Source organism: Bifidobacterium dentium JCM 1195 = DSM 20436, assembly GCF_001042595.1.
GTDB classification, from domain to species: domain Bacteria; phylum Actinomycetota; class Actinomycetes; order Actinomycetales; family Bifidobacteriaceae; genus Bifidobacterium; species Bifidobacterium dentium.
The window spans coordinates 192,158-210,537 of the sequence record NZ_AP012326.1; the positions used below are offsets into that span (position 1 = coordinate 192,158).

Consider the following 18,380-nt stretch of genomic DNA (forward strand, 5'->3'; position numbering starts at 1 on the left):
TGCCATGCCCGGCGCTATACGGCGTGGTGCCTAAAGGCGCTTCCTAAGATAAGCGCCCAGATGGGAGATGGCGAATTCGAGGGATCCGTGGCCGGCCGGCTGAATGATCTTGTCTTTGATCAATGCGGCCCGGTACTTATTCACCCAGCTTCGACTACGCCCGGTTCGGGTTTCGATTGCACTGACTGCGGTTGCGGCTGGCGCGTCACAAGCCATGGCATTCAGGAACTCGAGTTCCGCCGGCTTCAGCCCGTCCAGCGCGGGTGCGCATACGGCATCATCGAAAGCGATCTGCGCGTCCGCAATGCCGGTCGCAACGTCGCTTGCGGTGATTCCCGTCGCGTGGCGGCGCTGGGAGGCCTGCCACATGTAATAACCGACAAGTTGCACCATGTAAGGGTATCCGTTGGTTGCCTGCGCCGCCAGCCAGGCCTCGTCGTTGCCGATCGTCTTGCCGGAATCGGCGACGGATTCAAGGAATGCGTTCTTGACATCCACCAGTGGAACGTTGTCAAGCTCGCAACGCAGGGCTCTGCGCAGGAAAGTGACGACATCGTCGTTGACCAGGTCGTTGACCGTTGATGGCAGCCCCGCGAATACGATGGCGATGCCCTTCTTCTCGGCGTCGGGCACATTGGTCTCATCGATGGACGTAGTGACGTGTTGTATGGCTGTGGCGATGGCGACAAGGTCGTCAAGCGAAGCGGCCTGTGTTTCGTCGATGGTGATGAGAATGCCTTTCCCCTTGCCGATTTTTCCGCTTTCCAAACGTTTGGCGATTGCATTGCGTAGCGTGAGCGGCGTGGTGGTTGAGGAAAGATCGATATGGCCGAGGCTTGCGCTGGCGATTCCCGGGATGCTGACCGAAGGGCTCACGCTTGCCTGATTGATGTGAAGGCCGCTGGGCGTAAGCGCTTCAATGAGGCGTTGCGCAACATCGGGTGAAGCGGTTTCGGAGATGGTCTCCCATCCGCGCTCGGCGGCGATGCGGCGAAATTCGGTCAGGAGCACGGTCTTGCCGAAGCCGCGCTGTCCGGTGACCAACATGATGCGTCCTGGGGCGCCGGCGCCGTTGTCCAGCCCCTCCGTGAATTCCTCGATGGCGGTCTCGCGGCCGATGAGTATCGGCGGCATTTTGCCGGCAGTCGGCTTGAATGGGTTCATTGCCATGGAGCACCTTCTCCGTGAATCTTTTCGAATCAAGACATGTGAACATGTATGAATGTATACGAAAGTATACCAACATGTACGAATGTATACGAAGATGTACGATCATGTGTGGCGCTGTGCGAGCGTCCGTATGCGGTATGGCCCGTTCCTCGGCGTTCGTTGGCGATCCAAGCTTGTTCAGAACAGCCTTCCGGGGAAATCGCTGCTGACGGCGGCGTGACGACCGGCATTCAAGGTCACGCAGGCGAACGAGAACGCGCGTCTCAGTTCTTCCGGGCTGGTCGTGAACAATGCGGTGGCCAAGCCGTCGGCCAGAGCGCTGGGATGGGCGGCAAACGGTCCGATGGCATCTTGAGGCGACGAATCCGAAGTCCGTGGTGCGCCATGCGTGGCACGCGCCTCCGGCTCGCGAACTCGCGCCGACGGGTCCGGCGCTGATCCGGGCATGTAAACCCATGTGGCTTCGGTCTGTTGGACGGGCAGGCCATCAATGGCATTGAGCAGATGGTGGATGCTCAGTTGGGTACGCTCGTTGACCGCTACCTCCCAGTGGCGACGACTGGGGGCGCTTGCGCAGAGCGCGCCGTCGATGATGTGCGCCACGCCAATCGCGCGGGTGGAATCATCCGGGTCCTCGAGTGCGATGGCTATCGGTTCGGCGGAATGAATCAGCAGGTCGCCTCCCGCGTCGATTACGAACTCGGCGGAAGCAGAGGCAAGGAATGCGCCGAGCAGGTCGACGAGATACCCTTTGCCGCAGGCGCCGAAGTCCAGATCGACTGGACGGCGGGTGATCAGCGTGGTGCCTCGGCGTTCCACGTCATCACCCCATGTGGGCCGCCCTCGCAGGGCGCCCAGATGCTCGGCGGACCCAGGTTTGACCGTGAAACTCAAGGAGGCGTCGTAGCCGAGACGAATCAGATCTTCGCCAATGCACGGGTCGATTGCGCCGGAGGTGGCGGCGAACAATGCGTCGTACAGGCCGAACAGCGGTTCGGTCCAATCCGGGAAATCGAAATTCCCGCCATGCTTTGCCCGTCCGATTTCGGCGACGAGCGAATCGTCTCGGAACCGGGACAGCACCTGCTCGTACGTTTCCAAGAGCTCCGACATCCTTGTGCGCAGATCCTCATGTACCGGTTGAGGCGTTGAAATCACGATTCCGGTGCCAAGCGCCTTCGGGAAGGCTGTGACATGGGGCATGCGCAGTGAAAGGGAGACCATGCCTACGATGCTAGTGGTATTTCGCTTATAGATGGCGGATTCTCCTGAAGGAATGGTCGAAAGGGGGTATTCCCATGCCTCCTGGAGACGTTGTCTCCAGGAGAATCCGCCATCTATAAGCGAAATAGTGCGTACAGTTGGGCCCGGAAACGATGCTAGAGTGATTGACATAGTGTCAACAAGGAGGTTGTGATGAGTGGTGGCGCGGCGCAGACGGTCCAGTCGGGGCAGTCCCGAAAGGCGCTGGATCTGCCGATGCCCAAGGTATGGGCGTTCGCGGTGGGCCAGTTCGGTTGGGCGTTGCTGTCCGGCATCATCTCGAATTGGCTGGTGTACTTCTACCAGCCCGACAACGAGACCATCGCGCAAGGCCAGACGGTATTCGTGCCGCAAGGGCTTGCAGTGCTTGGCGTCGTGACGGTGGTCGGTGGCATCACCGCGTTCGCGCGTTTCTTCGACGCCTTCGTGGACCCGGCCGTGGCAAGCCTGTCCGATCGTTGCCAGTCGGCCGTCGGCCGCCGCATGCCGTTCCTGAAGTGCGCCGCATTGCCGCTGGCTCTTGTCACCGTGCTGGTGTTCTGGAGTCCGATCAACGGAACCAGCTGGGTCAACGGTGTGTTCCTGTTCGTCGCCGTGATTGGCTATTACATCGCGCTTACGTTCTATTGCACTCCATACAACGCGCTTATCGCCGAACTCGGTCATGACTCCAAGCAACAGCTCACGATTTCCACCGCCATCTCGTTCACGTGGGTGGCGGGCACCGCCATCGCGTATGTCGCGCCGGTGGTCTGGGCCGGTTTCGTTCCGGGACTCGGCCGCGTGAACGCCATCCGCCTGACCTTCTCGATTATGGCCGCCATCGCGCTTGCCTGCATGCTCGTGCCGCCGCTGGCCATCAAGGAACGCGATTACGTCAACTCGCAACCGACCTCCGAGTCAACCGTCGAATCGTTGAAGCAGACCTTCGGTGACGGTGAATTCCGCAAGTTCGTTTGTTCCGACGTGGTTTACTGGGTGGCCATCACCACGTTCCAGACCGGCCTGCCGTTCTTCGTGACGAGTCTGCTGAAGCTGCCCGAAACCACTACGACGATTTACTTCGTGCTCATGACCGCGGTATCCGTGCTGTTCTACCTGCCGGTGAATCTGATGGCGAACCACGTCGGCAAAAAGAGGATCCTGCTCGTCGCATTCGCGATCTTCACCTGTGCATTCGCCTTCGCCGGCGCGCTTGGTTCCGGCTTGCTCGGCGCGATTCCGCCCATGGCGCAGGGGTTGATTCTTTCGATCGTCGGCGCGATTCCGATGGCCGCGTTCGGTATTCTTCCGCAGGCGATTGTGGCGAATATCGCCGATGCGAGCTCGAAGACGACCGGCCAGGACCGCCAGGGCATGTTCTATGCGGCCCGCACGTTCGCCATGAAAATGGGCCAATCCGTGGCGATGTTGCTGTTCACCGGTGTGAGCACGATCGGCATGGCGTCTGGAACCGGCTATCGCATCGCCGCCATCTGCGCCGCCGTGCTGTGTGGCATGGGAGGCCTCGTGTTCGCGTTCTACAACGAGCGCAAGGTGCTCAGCGTGCTCGAATCCTGAGCGTCATCGACGTGTGGAGGCGCGGCGGACCAGTATGGGTTTGATCAGCGTGGTGGCGTGCACATGCGCGTCGGCGTCACTCATGTGATCAAGCATTTGGGTCATGGCCTTGCGTCCGATATCGGTGGCGTTGGCGGCCACGCTGGTCAGCGGCAGTGAGCCGAGCGGTTTGATCTGTGCCTCATCACAGGCGATCACGCTGATGTCTTCGGGGATGCGCACGCCTTGGTCGAGCAGTGCGTTGACGACGCCTACGCCCAACGGCGTGTCCACGGTGATGATGCCGTCGGGGCGTTCGCCTTCCGGCATTGCGGCGATGGTCAGGCCGGATTCGTAGCCGTCTTCGATGTACAGGCCGCCGGAATCGATTACTTCCGCGGAGACTTGCGGCGTCCGGTTGCTGCGGGTGGCCAGCATGACGGCTTTCTGCACGCCAAGCTGGCGGTCCTGTACGGATTCGTAGTCGAATGAATGCGCCAGAAACGCGAGCTTCGTGCAGCCGGTGCGGATGAGTTCCTCGGCGGCGATCTGACCGGCCGACACGTTGTCGGTCATTATGGAGCAGACCGGATCGGCGTCGCGGGGGTTTGTGTGGTCGATGAGGATGATCGGAATTCCTGCGGCGCGCGCGGCCGCCACGTCTTCCGGCGAATCCTCCACGGTGCTCAGGATGATGCCGGCCACGTTCATGCCGATCAGCAGCCGCACCATATCGCTTTGCCGCTGTTTGTCGGACAATGCGTTGAGTCCCACGACCTGCATGCCGTGGTCCTCGCACACCTCCTGTGCGCCTTCGAAGATCGACGTGAACAGTGAGTGCTCGATGTCGGTCATCACGAAGCCGATTACGGGCGTGGCGTTGGATGCGGGGATCTGCCCGTTGCTGTGTTTCGGCACGTAGCCGAGGTCGGCGATGGCGCGGCTGATCTTCGTTTTCAGCGTTTCGGAGACACGTTCCGGATAGTTGAGATAGTTGGAGACGGTGCCGATGGAGACGCCTGCATGCTTGGCGATGTCGGAGACGCCGACTTTCTTGTTGGCTGGCATAGGGCCTCCTTCGGCTTGCGGTTGATGCTTTCAATGAAATATTAGATGAAGATCGCGATTCCCGTTTTGAAACTTTCAACACGCCGGGTGAAAAGTAGATTGAAAATTTCAAAACAAGGATTTATTCTTGAATTTGTCAAGGAAGAAATATCAAGTAACAGCGAGGTTCTTGAACGCTCTCGAGTCTCGTTGAATATTTCAAAAGAAGGAAAAGAGAAATGAACGCTGCAGCTCAGAAGAAGGAAGGAATCGGCGGGTACATGCCGCTCGCGGTTGCCGCAGGCATCGGTTCCATGCTGGGATCCGGCATCATCGTCGGCCTGTCCGCAACCATCACCGTCTGGCAGAACGGTCTCGGCCTCGACACCACCCAGGTCGGCCTGCTTTCCGGCATCCTGACCTTCGCCATCGCGTTCGGCTCGCTGTTCGGCGGCCGTCTGGCCGATAAGATCGGCCGTGTGCTGGTGTTCAACTGGATCAACCTGCTGTATGCCATCGGCGCCGCCATCTGCGTGTTCGCGCCGGACTTCACCGTACTGCTCATCGGCCTGATCATCGCCGGCGTCGCCTCGGGTGCGGATCTGCCGATCTCCATGACCATCGTCTCCCATGACGCCCCGAACGACAAGGTCGCCGCGCAGCTCGTCTCCACCACCCAGGTGTTCTGGCAGGTGGGCGTGTTCATCTCCTTCATCTGCGCGTTCCTCGTCTCCACCATGGAGGGTGCGATGGGCGGCCGCGTGGTCTTCGCCATCCTCGCCGTGTTCGCCGTCATCGCATGGCTGTGGCGTCTGATCTCCCCGACCTTCCGCCGCTTCCACGAGGAAGCCGACGCCCGTGATGCCGCCGCAGGCCACGTCGCCACCGCCACCGAGAAGGTCTCCGTCACCAAGATGCTGTTCGCAGGCACCGAAAACAGCAAGATGCTGCTCGGCTTCTTCCTGGCCATCACCATCTTCTACTGCGGCTGGAACCTGCTGGCCAACACCTGGGGTCAGTTCCAGACCTACATGCTGGTGCAGGCCAACGCCTCCCAGTCCCTGGCCACCGGCCTGGGCATCATCCTGAACTTCATCACCCTCGCCCTGAACATCGCCTTCGCCTCCATCGCAGGTGGCAAGTATCGCAACAAGCTGTTCTTCGTGGGCATGGGCATTTCCATCGTGGCCATGGTCTGCCTGGCTCTGGGCGGCACCAACATGTGGGTCATCTTCGGCGCCACCGCACTGATGAACCTCGGTGGTCCGTTCGCCGGCGAGGCCATGTACAAGGTGTGGACCCAGGAATCCTTCCCGATCGAGATCCGCGCCTCCATCCAGGGCTTCATCAACGGCTTCTCCCGCCTGCTGTGCGGCCTGTTCGCCCTGATCACCCCGGCCCTCGTGCTGCCGTCCACCATCAAGACCACCATGTGGTGCTTCGTGGGCGTGGTCGTGCTCGAACTGGTCGCCGGCTCGATCATGATCGCCAAGCAGAACAAGTACGGCACCGACGAGGAGCGCCAGCTCAAGGCCTCTTCCGCCGAAGCATGATACGACGCAGGGCGTCTCCCGCTGGAGGGAGGCGCCCTGCCCGCCGATAACAAAGGAGTTATGAGAATCATGGACACGCAAATCATCAAGCCGATTGCAGTGGGGGACCTGCACATCACGCGCTTTACCATCGAACACTTCCCGGGAGATGCGCTCGGCATTCCGACCGCCACCCCGCGCATGAACTGGACCTATTCCCGCACCGTTCCGGACGGCTCTCAGATTCTGCTGAAGATCAGCCGCCGCATTCCGGGCGCGCAGGCTCGGGAGGAGTACACCTACCTTCCTCCGGAAGACAATGTGCTCGTGCCTTGGCAGTTCACCCCGCTCGCTTCACGCGAAGAGGTCTTCGCCACCGTGCAGCTCGTGTCAGCCGCGCACAAGCCGCTGAGCGATCCCAGCGCCACCCTACACTTCGAGGCCGGCCTCATGCAGGAATACGAGCATGTCGCCGATTTCGTAGGACCGTCTTGGGCGGAACCGGAAACCGACCATCGCCATCTGCCGCTGGTGCGTACGGAAATCGCGATCAAGGCGAAGCCGAAGCGTGCACGCCTGTATCTGAGCGCCCTCGGCCTGGTCGAAGCGGAAATCAACGGCGTGAAAATCGGCAATGATGCGTTGATCCCCGGCTGGACCAACTACGAACAGCGCGTGCAGTGCTGGACCTACGACGTCACCGACGAGCTCAACGAGGGCGCCAACGCCATGGGCTTCTGGCTCGGCGACGGCTGGTATCGCGGCCGTCTCGGCTTTGATGGCGGCTATGTGAATTACTACGGCGATCGTCTCGGCGTGTTCGCGCAGCTCGAAATCGAATATGAGGACGGCGGCATCGAGCACGTCTACTCCAATGCGTGGGATCGTCAGTGGAAGGCCTCGCTCGGCCCGATCGTTTGCTCCGATTTGTGTGAGGGTGAACGGTACGACGCACGCCTCGAGCAGCCGGGCTGGTCCGAGCCGGGCTTTGACGACTCGAACTGGAAGCCGGTTTCCGAGATTTTCTATGATCCCGCGAAAATCGAGAATCCCGATACCTCACCGGTGCGCGCGCATGAAATCAACGAACCGGTATCCATCGCGCGCACCGGCGACACTCCTGACGGCCGTGGCATCTGGCTGGTCGACTTCGGCCAGAACTGCACGCAGCGCATCCGTCTACGCATCGCAGGCCTTGAGGCCGGGCAGAGCGTGGAATTGCATCATGTGGAGGTACTCGAACCGAACGGTGAGATCGCCACACGCACCTTGCGCCGCGGCCAGCAGCATGACATCTACACGTCCAACGGCACGGACGCCTGGTGGGAGCCGCGTTTCGCGATGCATGGCTTCCGTTATGCGCAGATCGAGGGCGTGGTGGGCGAGCTGACCGTCGCCGACATCGAATGCCATGTGTACCACTCCGTGATGGACCGTGCGGGCGAACTGGAAACCTCCAATCCGCTGCTCAATCGACTGCACGCCAATGCATCGTGGTCGATGCGTTCCAACTTCGTATCCGTTCCGCAGGACTGCCCGCAACGTGACGAGCGCATGGGCTGGACGGGCGATATCTGCCTGTTCGCGCCGACCGCCGCTTACCTGTATGACGTGTACGGCTTCCTCAAGAGCTGGCTCAAGGACGTTCGCGCCGATCAGGTCAAATGGGGTACGGTGCCGTTCTACGTGCCGTTCATTCCGCTCGGCGGCTGGGCTCATCCGCAGGCCATCTCCACGTGGGGCGATTCCGCGGTCGAAGTGCCGTGGGTGCTGTACATGGAGTCCGGCGATCCGCAGATTCTTGCCGATTCGTACGAGTTGAGCCGTGACTGGATCGACGAGGTGGCCGGATATCTCTCTGCCGACGGCGTATGGGACCGCCGCCCGGACTATGTGCTCGGACAGCTTGGTGATTGGCTTGACCCGACCGCTCCGCCGGACGATCCGACGCAGGCGATGACCGAGAAGGAGCTCGTCGCGACCGCCTTCTTCGCCCGTTCCTGCGCACAGGCCGAGCAGATTGCGCAGATTCTCGGCAAGAGCGAGGACGTCGTACGGTTCGGTGATTTGCGCAAGCATGTCACCTCCGGTTTCCTGGGACGTTTCACGAACCTGGACGGCACGATGACGTCCGACACGCAGTGCGCCTACGCGCTGGCGATTGCGTTCGGTCTGCTTGACGGTGAGCCGGTGCGCCGCGTGAAGGCCGGCAACCGCTTGGCCAAGCTCGTGCGCGAGTCCGGCGGCAAGGTGAGCACCGGTTTTGCGGGTACGCCGTTCGTGCTGCCGGCGCTGACCATGACCGGACATAACGAGGAGGCTTACGGGCTGTTGCTTTCCGAGGAGTGCCCGAGCTGGCTGTATCAGGTGAAGATGGGCGCCACCACCACGTGGGAACGTTGGGATTCCATGCGTCCGGACGGATCGCTCAACCCTGGCGGCATGACCTCGTTCAACCATTATGCGCTCGGCTCCGTTGCCGAATGGATGCATGCGCATATCGGCGGCCTCGAAGCCATCGAAGCCGGATGGAAGCGATTCCGCGTGGCGCCGGTGATCGGCGGCGGCATCGATCATGCCTCCACTGCGCACGTCACCCCGTACGGCAAGGCCTCCGTGGCTTGGAAGACTTCCGAAACGGGCGTGGAACTCGACGTGACCGTGCCGATCGGCGCCACCGCAGTGGTGGAACTGCCCGACCACGAACCGACCGAACTGATTGGCGGAACGCACCACTTGGTCGTGGCGCTGTAAATCGGATCCTTCCGCTGGCGGGCCGGGCCATGAAGCCCGCCAGCGGGGTCAACCCGGCTGCAAAACAATAAGAGAAAGGGATAATCATGTCACTCAACGATGAGTCGGCAGTCGCCGCCGCCATTCCACCAGAGGAAATCGCCCCAGATACCGGACGTCGCCTCACCACGGCCGAAAAACTGCGCTTCGGCATCGGCTTCGCACTGTTCTCGCTGCTGTGGATGACCGCCGGCACTTCCGGATCTGGCGTACTGCTGCCGCAGCGTTTCGACGAACTCAACATCGGCACCCCGGAAGTGATTCTGGGTGCGATGAACTCCGTCGGCTGCATCTTCGCGCTGTTCGCGAACATCATCTTCGGCGCGCTGTCCGATATCACGCGTTCGCGCTTCGGCAAGCGTACCCCGTGGATCGTGGCCGGCGGCTTCGTCACCGCGGCCGGCTATGTGCTGGCGTTCTCGTCCGCTTCGCTCGCGGGCATCGTGGCGGGCTGGTCCATCGTGCAGGTCGGCGTCAACATGATGATCGCCCCGGCCGTAGCCGTCCTGTCCGACCGCATCCCCGAAAACGTACGTGGCACCTTCTCGTCGTTCTACGGCGGCGCAATGATCGTCGGCCAGTCCGCCGGCACCTTCCTGGGATCGAAGTTCATCGACACCATGGGCGTCGGCTTCGTGATCGGCGCGGTGCTGTTCGCCATCACCGGCATTCTGACGATCATCATCTGGCCTGCCGAACGCTCGTCGAAGGTCGGCAGCGCGGCGGACGACACCAAGGCGAACGTGAAGCTCAGCCCGGCTGCCATTGCGAAGTCCTTCATTCCGCCGACCAAGAACTGCCGCGACTTCTATCTCGCACTCGTCGGCCGTCTGCTGCTGATTTTCGGATGGTCCATGATCTCCGGCTACCAGCTGTACATTCTCAAGAAGTATTGCGGACTTAGCGTTGACGATGCCGCTTCGACGCTTGCCACCATGTCGCTGATTTCGATGGTCGTGCTCATGATCTGCTCGGTCGTCTCCGGTCCGATCTCCGACAAGCTGCACAAGCGCAAGATCATCGTGGCCATCGGCTCCGTAATCATCGCCGTGGGCGTGGCGATTCCGTTCTTCATGCCGACCGCGCTGGGCATGATGCTCTACGCTGGCATCGGCGGCGTCGGCTACGGCATCTACATCGCCGTGGACCAGGCGCTGAACGTGGACGTGCTGCCAAGCGCCGACGAGGCCGGCAAGGACTTGGGCATCCTCAACCTCGCCAACACCGTCGGCCAGGTACTCGCCCCGGTCGCGACCGGCGCGATCGTGGTGGCCACCGGCAGCTACGCGCAGATCTTCCCGGTCGCCATCGTCTCCGTGCTCATCGGCGCCGTGGTGATCATGCTCATCAAGAAGGTCGCCTAACGCTGTTTTCCCTTCCCGAAACGTGAGCCTTGCCTGTCATTCCTGGTTGCGCAAACCTCGATAGCGGGCAAGGCTCACGCCGTTCCATGTCCCGCCTTGCTGGGCAAAGGGTGGCAGTAACCACTATGTGAGACGGAGCGCACAAGATAGGAAAATCAGAAATGGCGGGATTCCGCCATTTTGATGTCACCTACAACAAAATTCTTCAAAAATCAAGACTGTTCTTCGGGAATCTTCCGTTCTATGTTGTGGTCACGGTGCGCGTGTTGCGTACGGCAACGGGGGCGCATCAATCGAACTTTTGGAACGGGCTGAGAGAGAGGAACCGGTCTCATGTCATTGCGCGACGTGCGCTCGCAGGGCCTTGGCCGCATCACCGCCATCATCGCGGCGATGATGATTGCGCTTGCCACGATGTTCGCTTTCACGTCAATGCCGCAGCAGGCGCTTGCCGCCGACGACTCCCAGACGAATTTCGATTCCTGGACCGAGGTCGCGGCCAACATTGAAAAGCAGCTGGAGACCGCCGAGCAGGACTACAACGACGGCAACTACTATCAGGCCGGCACCGACTTCCAGAATGCGCACTGGGTCGGCTACGACGCATCCAACTTCTCCAAAGTCGTCAACGACACCATCGGAGCCGACAAGCAGAAAGCGCTGCTGCAGGAATTCACCGACCTCGAAAGCCTCGCCTACCAGCAGGATCAGGGCGACGCCATCACCGCCAAGGTCGATGCGCTGACCGCCGACCTCAACGCGACCGCGCAGACGCTCGACGCCGACACCAGCCTCGCCGATCCCAAGACATACGCGAAGCAGCGCGCGGAAGAGACCGCCAAGGAGCGTAAGAAGCTCGATGCCGCCAAGAAGAACTCGTCCAAGGGCAAGGGCGATCGTACTTGGAGCGACGTGGCCAGCGAAATGAACGTCATCCTCGACAAGGCATACAAGGCCGCTATCTCCGGCAAGGGTGCGGAAGGCTCCAGCCTCGTCAACAACGCGTACTACCAGTACTACGAGAAGCTCGGCTTCGAAAAGAACGTCATGAACGCGATCTCCGGCGACCGCGTCTCGCAGGTCGAATACCAGTTCAAGATGACCCGCAAGACCATGCGCGACGGCGGTTCCCAGAAAGAGATCAAAAAGCTCGTCGACGACCTCAAGAGCTGGCTCGTGGAAGACGCGGCCACGCTTGACGGCGGTGCGACCAGCAATGTCAACAGCTTCACCAAGTTCATCACCAGCTCCGTCGGACAGGCGTTCCTCATCCTGATCCGTGAGGGCCTCGAGGCGCTGCTGGTGGTGGCCGCGGTGATCGCCTACCTCGTGAAGTCGGGCAACAAGCGCTTCACCAAGTTCATCTACCTCGGCGTACTCGCCGGCTTGGCGGGCTCCGGCCTGATTGCGGTGCTCTTCACCTTCCTATTCGGCGGCTCCGGCCCGATTCAGGAGATTTCCGAAGGCGTGTGCGCGCTCATCGCCATGGCCATGCTGCTGTGGACCAGCAACTGGATGCTCAACAAGAGCTCCGTGGAAGCGTGGAACCGCTATATCCGCAACAAAACCGAAGCCGCTGTGGCCAGCGCGCAAAGCAAGATGGAGGCCGGTGAAGGCGTAAGTTTCGGCATGGTCGTCTCACTCGCCATGCTGAGCTTCCTCGCCGTGTTCCGTGAAGGCGCCGAAACCGTGATCTTCTACGAGTCCATCTATTCGATGAGCCAAGACTCGCGAGGCATGTGGATTGGCGGCATTGCGGCCGCGGTCGTGCTGCTGATCATCTTCTTCGTGCTACGTTTCACCTCCGTGAAGATTCCGATCGGCCCGTTCTTCCTTGTCACGTCGATTCTGATGGCCGTACTGGTCGTCATCTTCGCCGGTGGCGGCATCCACGCGCTGATCGAAGGCGACCTGATCGAAGGCACCTACCTGAGCAACGTACCGACCAATGACTGGATCGGCCTGTACCCGTACGTCGAATGTCTCGTGGCACAGGTGTTGGCCGCCATCGCCGTGATCACGCTGTTCGTGGTCGGCTTCGTCAAGAAGCGCAAACTCAAGATTTCCGATATTTCCTAAACGAAACTCCCAAGAAACAAAGGAAGAGATAATGAAGAACAAGAAGATCGCCGCTCTGCTCGGCCTCCTGCTGGCCGGTTCCATGGCCTTCTCGCTGTCCGGCTGCGGCAACAGCAATAGCTCCGCCTCCAACGACAAGAGCAGCAGCTCCTCGTCCACGGCCACCGACGATTCCAGCAAGGATGACTCCAGCTCCGACGATTCCGCCGGCTTCGAAGAGATTCAGGTCGACGAGAAGCACTCCGATCAGGAAGTCGGCCCGCTGACCGTCAACGCCGTATACTTCCAGCCGATCGATATGGAGCCGTCCGGCATGGGTCTGAAGGCCGCCGACGCCAGCTTCCATCTCGAAGCCGACATCCACGCCAACCAGAAGGGCACCGAACTCGGCTACGGTAAGGGTGACTTCGTTCCGGATCTGACCGTGAACTATGACATCATCGACAAGACCTCCAACGAATCCGTCGGCTCCGGTACCTTCATGCAGATGAACGCCTCCGACGGCCCGCACTACGGCGCCAACGTCAAGCTCGACAAGGCCGGCTCCTACAAGCTCGTGCTGAAGATCGAATCCCCGGAGAAGAAGGGCTGGATGCTGCACGTCGATCCGGAAACCGGCGTCAAGGGCCGCTTCTGGACCGAGCCGCTTGAGGTCACCTTCCCGGATTGGAACTACACTCCGCAGGAGTGGTGAGCCCCACCATTTAAACCATAAATGCAGTTGAGTCGGAGCTCGCGAAAAGCGGGTTCCGACTTCATGCGTAATTGTAAGGGGAAAGATGCTGCTGCAGTATGTGACGGTGTTGCAGGGATTGCTGGCACCGGCTTTGCTGATCATGGCGCTGAACGTGATGCTCACCGTCGGTGAGGGGCGTGACAAGCCGCTGAGCGCGTACTGGCGCTTGACCGGCTTCCTCGTCGGATTCGCGGGCGCCATCGTGTTCGCCGCGCTGCGTGCCACGGCCGTCATCACGCAGCGTACTTTCGTCAACTATCCGACGCTATGGTGTTGCGTGATCTTTGACATTGCGGTGTTCGTCATCGTGATCTTCGCGCGACGCATCACCACGGCATGGCATGATCATCGTCCCCTGCTGGATGCGGCCAATCTCATCGCCGCGCTGGCCATCGCCGCCACCACCTTCCGTGCGCTGCCGGACGTGATCCTGCGTCTTACGATTTTCGTCGAGCCGGGCGATCCGGTCTTCACCTCCGATATGCTGCTCCGCGCGCTCGGCTTCGCGCTCGGCGCCGCCACCGCGATCATCGCGGCCTGCATCTTCCGTACGATGCGCTCCACCGCCGTGCGCTGGTCGTTCACCACGGCCGTGCTGCTGCTCATCATGCTGCTGTTCGCCTCTCATTTCACCGATCTGGCGCAGCTGCTGCAATCCAAGCGCATCGTCAGCTTCCCGACCGCCGCATTCCTGGCGCTCGTGTGGGGCATCAATCATCAGCGCGAAATGGCCATCGCCATGGCGCTCGTATTCGTCATTCCGGCGGCTGCCAGCATCGTCATGGGCTTCAAGATCAAACCGACCGGACCCAACGAGGCGATCGCACGTTCCCATGTGGCGTTCCGCCGTCGCGCGAAGGCCGCCGGCGCATGGAGCCTTGTCGCCATGATCGGCATCACCGTGGCATTGACCTATGGCGTAGCGCAGACGCAGAAGGTCATCACCCTTTCGCCGCCTGAAGAGTACTCGCTCAAGGACGGTGTGGCCACCATCACCTTCAGCCAGGTTTCCGACGGCCACCTGCACCGCTTCCAATACAAGGCGAAGGATGGCACCGTCATGCGCTTCATCATCATCAAGAAGAACGGCGGCGCGTACGGCGTCGGCCTCGACGCCTGCGACAACTGCGGCGACGCCGGCTACTATGAGAAGGACGGCAAGATCATCTGCAAGAAGTGCGATGTGGCCATCAATCTCGCGACCATCGGCTTCAAGGGCGGCTGCAATCCGGTGCCGTTCGACTATCAGGTCAAGCCGGGCAAAATCGTCATCCAAACCTCTGTGCTCGACGCGCTGTCAAGCCACTTCCAGTGAGCGGAAAGGAGTGATCGACCGATGTTCTTTCTCCGCATGATTTTCCGCTCGTTCAGCCGTCAGTTCAAACGCCGTCTGCTGATCGCCGTCACCGTGTGCCTGTCGGCCACCGTGAGCGTGGCCATGCTCGGCGTGGTGTTCGACGTGGGCGACAAGCTCAACGCGGAACTGTCGACATACGGCTCGAACATCACCGTGCAGCCGAAGGCCGACGCGGTGGTGAGCGACCTGTACAACACGGGCGGATCTTCGGGTTCGTCCTCCGATTCCGACCCGACCGCGTTCCTCAAGGAATCGGATGCGCCGAAGATCAAGACGATCTTCTGGGCATTCAACATCACCAATTTTGCGCCGGAACTCAACATCCACGTGGACGCGGGATGCTCGGACGGCTCGGCATCCGCCGATTCATGCAAGGCCACCAACGTGCCGATCGTGGGCACATGGTTCGCCAAAACCCTGCACATGGATTCCGGCGAATCCACCGTGGCCGGCATGAATGGCATGCGTTCCTGGTGGAAACTCGACGGTTCCTGGCCAAAAGACGACACCGAACAGGGACTGATCGGCACCAGCCTGGCTTCGCAGCTCGGCGTGAAGATCGGTGACACCGTCACGCTTGGCAAGACCATCTCCACCGGCGAACGCAATCAGGTGAAGGTGAAGATCACCGGCATCTACGATTCGGGCGATTCCGACAACAACGGCATGTACATTCCGTCCATCGTGGCGCAGACGCTGGCGAATCTGCCCGATTCGATCGACAAGATCGAAGTCAAGGCGCTGACTACGCCTGACAACGATCTGGCGCGCAAGGCATCGAAAAACCCGAATGCGCTTACGCAAGACGAGTGGGAGACATGGTACTGCACCGCATATCCGTCATCCATCGCCTATCAGATCGAAGAGGTGATTCCGGGGTCGGTGGCCAAGCAGGTGCGTCAGGTCGCCGCATTGCAGGGCGATGTGCTTCAGAAAACACAGGCGGTGATGGTGCTGATGACCGTGCTGTCGCTGGTCGCGGCCGCGATTGCCGTGGCGAATCTGATGGCCGCCTCGATTGGCGAACGCGGCTCCGAACTTGCTTTGATGAAGGCGATCGGCGCGACGGATGGTGCGGTTTCCCGCCTGATGCTCGCCGAAACCGCCGTGATTTCGCTGGTCGGCGCGCTGGTCGGCGCGTTGTTTGGCTCCGGCGTGGCGCAGATCGTCGGACACGTGGTGTTCGGCTCCGGCATTACGATGCGTCCGATGGTGTTCGTACTGGTGTTCGTGCTGCTTGCCGTCACCGTGCTCATCGCCTCGTTCTCGTCGATTCGTTCGATTCTGAACCTGAAGCCTGCGGAGGTGCTCCATGGCCGCTGATCGTAGGAAACATGAAATGACCAATCGCAAGATGTTCTTCGCCATGCTGTGGGGTGCGGTGTTCCGTCGCCGTTCGCGTGCGGTGATGGCCGTGATCGCATCGCTGGTAGGTGCGGCCACGCTGTTCTGCCTGGCTTCCGTGTGCATTGCCGTACCTCAGCAGATGAACGAGGAGATGCGCGCATATGGCGCGAACCTCATCGTCACCCCTGCCGATGCGACCTCGAAATCCGAAGGTATCAGCACGGCCACCATCACCAACGTGACCGCGCTCGTAACGGCCGAACACAGCGCGAAATCCGCCGCCTATCGTTACGAAAGCGTGCGCATCAACTCCGCACCGTATACGTTGGCCGGCGTCAATCCCAAGGCCGTGCAGACGCTGAACCGCCACTGGAACGTGACCGGTGACTGGCCGAGCGAGGGCAACGTGATGGTGGGCCGCGATGTGGCCGACGCACTCGGGGTGCATATCGGTTCGCGTATCACCATCGGCTACCGTGCCTCCGACAATTCGGCCGCGTCCTCCGCATCAGGATCGTCCGATTCTGGAGAATCGGACAACCAAAGCGACGAAAACGGGTCCCAGATGTCCGATTCTGGAGAATCGGACAATCAGACGGTGGGCAAACTGGGGCAGACCGAATCCCAAGTCAAGGAAAACGGCCGCGTCTCATCCGACATCATGAACAATGAAGGTACCGAATTCCGCGTGGCCGGCATCGTCGATACCGGCGGCAACGAGGATTCCATCGTGTACGCCACCACCGCTGATGTGGCCAAACTGGCCGGCTCCAAGCGTGGCGCCGACGTGGTCGAATATTCCGTGAACGCCATGGGCGATGACCTGAACGCCATCGTCAAAACCCTCAATGCCAACCCGAACACCGGCGTGAAGGCGCAGACCGTCACCAAAATCACCTCGTCCGATACTCGCATCATCACCATGCTGCAGACACTGTTCTGGATCGTATCGCTTGTCGTGCTGGTGCTGACGCTGGTCGGCGTGGGAACCACCATCAGCTCCATCGTGAGTCAGCGGCGCAACGAAATCGGCCTACGCAAGGCCTTGGGCGCGTCATCGCAGGCAATCGGCACCGAATTCTACGTGGAATCCGCCATCTATGGGCTCATCGGCGGTCTGTTCGGCACGGCCATCGGCTATGCGCTGGCCCGTGTGCTGTGCGTCACCGTATTCGAACGTGCCATCGGCTTTAATTGGCTGTTGGGCCTCGCATCGCTCGTGTTGAGCATGCTGATCGCTGTCGTCGCGTCCATTCCGCCGGTCCGCCGCGCAACTCGTATTGACCCCGCCATCGTTTTGAGGGAGGAATAATCATGGGCTCCGAAAACATCCTGCTTGAGCTTGACCACATCTCCAAGATCTACGGCGACCTGCATGCCGTCGACGACCTGAATCTGACCGTGCCGGAAGGCGAATGGCTGGCGATCGTCGGCTCGTCCGGTTCCGGCAAGACCACGCTGATGAACATGATCGGCTGCATGGATACGCCGTCCAAGGGCTCCGTGATGCTTGAAGGCCGCAAACTTGAGGATCTGAATGCCAAGCAGCTCGCCGACGTGCGCAAGAACATGATCGGGCTCGTGTTCCAGAAATTCTATCTCGTGCCTCATTTGACGGCTGCGGAGAACGTGATGGTCGCGCAGTACTATCATTCTGTAGTCGATGAGACGCAGGCCTTGGAGGCGTTGGAACGCGTAGGATTGAAGGATCGCGCACACCATCTGCCAGGGCAGCTTTCCGGCGGCGAGCAGCAGCGCGTGTGCATCGCCCGAGCGCTGATCAACTGCCCGAAGCTGATTCTCGCCGACGAACCGACCGGCAATCTGGATGAGAAAAACGAGAAGATCGTGCTTGACCTGTTCCGTCAGCTGCATGAGCAGGGCACTACGATCATCGTCGTCACGCATGATGCGCTCGTCGCCTCCTGCGCGCAGCGAGAAATCATGCTCAACCACGGTGTGCTCATCGGCGAAAAGTGGAATGATGAAGCGGCAAGGCAAGCGTACGAGGCGGCCGGCGGCAAGCCCGCCTCCACCGGCTCGACCGCCGAGGGCGCGCAGACCGGCGAAACCGCCATCGAATTCGCCGATCCCACCAAAGCCGCCAAAACCGGAGCTACGGAGTGATCCAATCCAACGGAGTGACTGAGTGA

The 18,380-nt window shown here is 60.8% G+C and carries 14 protein-coding genes; 11 read left to right on the plus strand and 3 right to left on the minus strand.

Annotated features, from left to right (window positions below; translation table 11 throughout):
• Nucleotides 1-30: 30 nt before the first annotated feature.
• Both BBDE_RS00730 and BBDE_RS00735 read right to left on the minus strand, forming a co-directional pair.
• Nucleotides 31-1,170 (minus strand): ATP-binding protein, encoded by a 1,140-nt coding sequence (locus BBDE_RS00730; protein WP_003837874.1) that lies wholly within the window; start codon nucleotides 1,168-1,170, stop codon nucleotides 31-33.
• A gap of 177 nt (nucleotides 1,171-1,347) precedes the next feature.
• Nucleotides 1,348-2,394, minus strand: a complete 1,047-nt coding sequence (locus tag BBDE_RS00735) for an FAD:protein FMN transferase (RefSeq protein WP_003837871.1) — start codon at nucleotides 2,392-2,394, stop codon at nucleotides 1,348-1,350.
• Between the two features lie 192 nt (nucleotides 2,395-2,586).
• Here BBDE_RS00735 and BBDE_RS00740 point away from each other — a divergent pair, with 192 nt between their 5' ends.
• Complete coding sequence (locus BBDE_RS00740) at nucleotides 2,587-3,993, plus strand: MFS transporter (protein WP_003837869.1); 1,407 nt, start codon at nucleotides 2,587-2,589, stop codon at nucleotides 3,991-3,993.
• 3 nt (nucleotides 3,994-3,996) lie between these two features.
• Here the strand turns inward: BBDE_RS00740 and BBDE_RS00745 are convergent, their stop codons facing one another.
• Complete coding sequence (locus BBDE_RS00745) at nucleotides 3,997-5,040, minus strand: LacI family DNA-binding transcriptional regulator (RefSeq protein WP_003837867.1); 1,044 nt, start codon at nucleotides 5,038-5,040, stop codon at nucleotides 3,997-3,999.
• A gap of 45 nt (nucleotides 5,041-5,085) precedes the next feature.
• On the opposite strand from BBDE_RS00745, the gene BBDE_RS11395 reads away from it, so the two are divergent.
• The 10 genes from BBDE_RS11395 to BBDE_RS00790 all read left to right on the plus strand — a co-directional run bounded on the left by BBDE_RS11395 (nucleotide 5,086) and on the right by BBDE_RS00790 (nucleotide 18,354).
• Nucleotides 5,086-5,262 (plus strand): hypothetical protein, encoded by a 177-nt coding sequence (locus tag BBDE_RS11395; RefSeq protein ID WP_003842880.1) that lies wholly within the window; start codon nucleotides 5,086-5,088, stop codon nucleotides 5,260-5,262.
• On the plus strand, nucleotides 5,259-6,572 hold the full coding sequence (locus BBDE_RS00750) for an MFS transporter (protein WP_003837866.1): 1,314 nt from the start codon (nucleotides 5,259-5,261) through the stop codon (nucleotides 6,570-6,572). Before BBDE_RS11395 ends, BBDE_RS00750 begins: the two co-directional genes overlap by 4 nt.
• 60 nt (nucleotides 6,573-6,632) lie before the next feature.
• The gene (locus tag BBDE_RS00755; RefSeq protein WP_003837865.1) at nucleotides 6,633-9,305 is read left to right on the plus strand and encodes an alpha-L-rhamnosidase; all 2,673 of its coding nucleotides are present in this window, start codon (nucleotides 6,633-6,635) and stop codon (nucleotides 9,303-9,305) included.
• Between the two features lie 86 nt (nucleotides 9,306-9,391).
• Complete coding sequence (locus tag BBDE_RS00760; RefSeq protein ID WP_012901799.1) at nucleotides 9,392-10,708, plus strand: MFS transporter; 1,317 nt, start codon at nucleotides 9,392-9,394, stop codon at nucleotides 10,706-10,708.
• 333 nt (nucleotides 10,709-11,041) lie between these two features.
• Nucleotides 11,042-12,787 carry an FTR1 family iron permease gene (locus BBDE_RS00765; protein WP_003837859.1) on the plus strand — a complete coding sequence of 582 codons (1,746 nt, stop codon included), beginning with the start codon at nucleotides 11,042-11,044 and terminating at the stop codon, nucleotides 12,785-12,787.
• A gap of 31 nt (nucleotides 12,788-12,818) precedes the next feature.
• Complete coding sequence (locus tag BBDE_RS00770) at nucleotides 12,819-13,481, plus strand: iron transporter (RefSeq protein WP_003837858.1); 663 nt, start codon at nucleotides 12,819-12,821, stop codon at nucleotides 13,479-13,481.
• Between the two features lie 85 nt (nucleotides 13,482-13,566).
• Complete coding sequence (locus tag BBDE_RS00775; RefSeq protein WP_003837857.1) at nucleotides 13,567-14,838, plus strand: DUF2318 domain-containing protein; 1,272 nt, start codon at nucleotides 13,567-13,569, stop codon at nucleotides 14,836-14,838.
• Nucleotides 14,839-14,859: 21 nt separating this feature from the next.
• On the plus strand, nucleotides 14,860-16,203 hold the full coding sequence (locus tag BBDE_RS00780) for an ABC transporter permease (protein WP_003837855.1): 1,344 nt from the start codon (nucleotides 14,860-14,862) through the stop codon (nucleotides 16,201-16,203).
• Nucleotides 16,204-16,219: 16 nt separating this feature from the next.
• Nucleotides 16,220-17,539: an ABC transporter permease gene (locus BBDE_RS00785; RefSeq protein WP_003844733.1), complete on the plus strand. Its 1,320-nt coding sequence runs from the start codon at nucleotides 16,220-16,222 to the stop codon at nucleotides 17,537-17,539.
• Between the two features lie 2 nt (nucleotides 17,540-17,541).
• Complete coding sequence (locus tag BBDE_RS00790) at nucleotides 17,542-18,354, plus strand: ABC transporter ATP-binding protein (protein WP_003837851.1); 813 nt, start codon at nucleotides 17,542-17,544, stop codon at nucleotides 18,352-18,354.
• Nucleotides 18,355-18,380 lie beyond the last annotated feature (26 nt).